General features: G+C 70.8%; 3 protein-coding genes. 2 read left to right on the top strand and 1 reads right to left on the bottom strand.

What is annotated here, in order from left to right:
- On the top strand, positions 1-219 hold a 219-nt coding region (locus GEV07_30895; GenBank protein ID MQA06916.1), incomplete at its 5' end, for an SAM-dependent methyltransferase.
- Positions 220-586: 367 nt separating this feature from the next.
- Here GEV07_30895 and GEV07_30890 read toward each other — a convergent pair.
- Positions 587-1,882 carry a hypothetical protein gene (locus GEV07_30890; GenBank protein ID MQA06915.1) on the bottom strand — a complete coding sequence of 432 codons (1,296 nt, stop codon included), beginning with the start codon at positions 1,880-1,882 and terminating at the stop codon, positions 587-589.
- Between the two features lie 400 nt (positions 1,883-2,282).
- Between GEV07_30890 and GEV07_30885 the strand changes: the two genes are divergently transcribed.
- A partial coding sequence (locus tag GEV07_30885) for an adenylosuccinate lyase (GenBank protein MQA06914.1) occupies positions 2,283-2,486 on the top strand: 204 nt, incomplete at its 3' end.

Below are 2,486 nucleotides of genomic sequence, written 5' to 3'. Positions count from 1 at the left end.
GCCTTCCCCAGGCACGACGCCCGCGCCGTCGAGGAGTTCTGGGCACGCCGCGGCTGGACCAGGCACCCGATCGACATGCGGTGGGAGTTCACCAGCAGGGCGGACCTCGAAGCCGTGGTGCGCGTCGAGCTCACCCCAGAGGTCGCCGACCTGGTGCTCGCCGAGCACCAGGGCACCGGCCTAGACTACGCCGTGAACCTCTGGTGGCGCAGGTACTGATCAGGGCGTGTCTGATGGATCCTTCCGTCGCGAGCGGCCGTCCTGGGCGTCGCGCAGCAGGAAAACAAAACGGGGTCCGTCAGACACGCGCTGGCCCTGCGCTAGCCCCCGACTCGAGCCGCCGCGTCGACCGGTTCCCCCGTGACCGGTCGACAGACGCATCCAGCGCGCTGCCACCACACCGCCGGTACCGGCTTTGACCGGAGGCGGCGTAGCACCCCCCACCACCCCCGGCACAAAGCCACACAGGCGCGCTGGCCCGTGCCGGTGACGTGGTCGGCGGTCACCGCTGCGACCGACACTCGCGCATCCGACGGGATGACGTCGTCTCGGTCTGGCTGCGACAGTACGCGAGCAAACGTTGCAACTACGTTGCGGCGGACAGCTGTCCGTGCAACCAGTGCAGCTGGTTCTGCACCCTCGTGTGCGTCGGCGAGGCGTGCGGCAACCGGTCCAGGCACGCCTGCCAGATCTCGACGTCGTCGCGGCCGTCGGAGTCCTCCGCGTAGCGCAGCAGCACCTCCGGCGGCGCGTGGCCCAGCAGCGTATCGCGGACGTGCCGCCTGACCTCCTCCCGCAGCTCGACGATCGTCGGCGCCTCCGACCGGGGCAGCACCGGCCCCAGGTACAGGTCGAGCGCCTCGGTGAACGCTCCCCTGTCGAGCGCGCGGCGCAGGTCGTCGACGTCGGTGTCCAGGCCCTCGAGGATGCGGTACGGCCGCGAGGCGAGGAACGACCCGCCGAGGATCCGCCGCAGCCTGGACATCTCCGCCCTGATGGTCACGGTCGGCACGTCGCGCTCGTGCAGGTGCACGGAGAGCTGCTCGGCGGTGAGCCCATCGCGGTGTAGCGCGAGCAGGAGCAGCAGCTCGCCGTGCCGCATGCTCAGCCTGGTGGAGCGACCCGGCGTGTGCAGCACGGCGGCGTCGTTGCCGAGCACTTCCAGGCGCGCCCGCGGCGTCGCCGGGGCGCTTAGGTACACACCCTGCACGGCCGCGTGCCTCCCGGGGCCGACCAGCTGCCGCAGCCGCAGCTCTCCCTCGGCCGCGGCCACCGCGGCCTTGATCATCGTGAGCACGTTCGGCGCGGCGATGTCGTCACCGCCGGTGACGTCGAGCGCCCCGAGCACCAGGCCGGTGGCGGGGTCGTGGACGGGTGCCGCCGCGCAGCTCCACGGCTGGATCGTGTGGGTGAAGTGCTCAGCGGCGAAGACCTGTACCGGCCGGTCGAGCACCAGCGACGTGCCGGCCGCGTTCGTGCCGACGACGTCCTCGCGCCAGCTCGCCCCCGCGATCAGGTTGACGTGCTCGGCGCGGGAGCGCAGCTGTTGGTCGCCCTCCACCCAGAGCACCCGGCCACCACCGTCGGTGACCACCACGATGAACGAGTTTTCGTGCGCGTCGGAGACCAGCAGCTCGCGGACGATCGGCATGACCGCGGCGAGCGGATGTGCCCGCCGGTACTCCTCGAGCTCGTCGCCGACCAGGTCGAGAGGCACGGCGATCCGGTCGGGATCGACGCCGGAGCTGAGGCTGCGGCGCCACGAGTCGGCCACCAGCAACCGCAGGTGCGCGGCGGGCACGCCCGTGGTAACGAACCGTTCGTGTGCGATCCGCAACTGCCGGGAGAGCCGGCCAGGATCGGCAGGACCCGACCACGTCACCCACGAATCGCCATTACCACCAACTACGGACGTCGTAGGCACGTCACGGTACGAACGCACACCAACCAGCTTTCGTCTCCTCTGCTGCGAGGGTATCCCGACCGCCGAATGCCTGTCGGAACGGCCTCGCCGGTCACCTGCCGTCGTTGGGTACGAGACGAACAACTCCGCGGGATTCCGGCTCACCTGCAGTTGCCCTGCTACGATCCGCAGTGGACCGAGCGGCGGTGCCTGGCTACCCGGAGAGCACCGCCACCGGCTCACGGTGATCTGCCGCGGCGCACGCGGCCGTGTACTCCAGCGGCGCGACACCGATGAGGCAGTACCGTCACCAGGCTCGACGGCTGAGCCGCCGTCATGTGCCGCCGCCCCGCGGGTGCACAGGTGGGAAACTGGGGTCATGCGCGGTAAGACCACGATCCCGGACGTGCTCGCCGGCAGGTACGCGTCAGCGCCGATGACGGAGCTCTGGTCCACGGAGCACAAGGTGGTGCTCGAACGCCGGCTGTGGCTGGCCGTGCTCAGGGCGCAGCGCGACCTCGGCGTCGAGGTGCCCGACGCCGTCCTGGCGGCGTACGAACGGGTCGTCGAACGCGTCGACCTC

Source organism: Streptosporangiales bacterium, assembly GCA_009379825.1.
Classification (GTDB): domain Bacteria; phylum Actinomycetota; class Actinomycetes; order Streptosporangiales; family WHST01; genus WHST01.
This window is presented reverse-complemented; position numbering and strand designations above follow the sequence as displayed.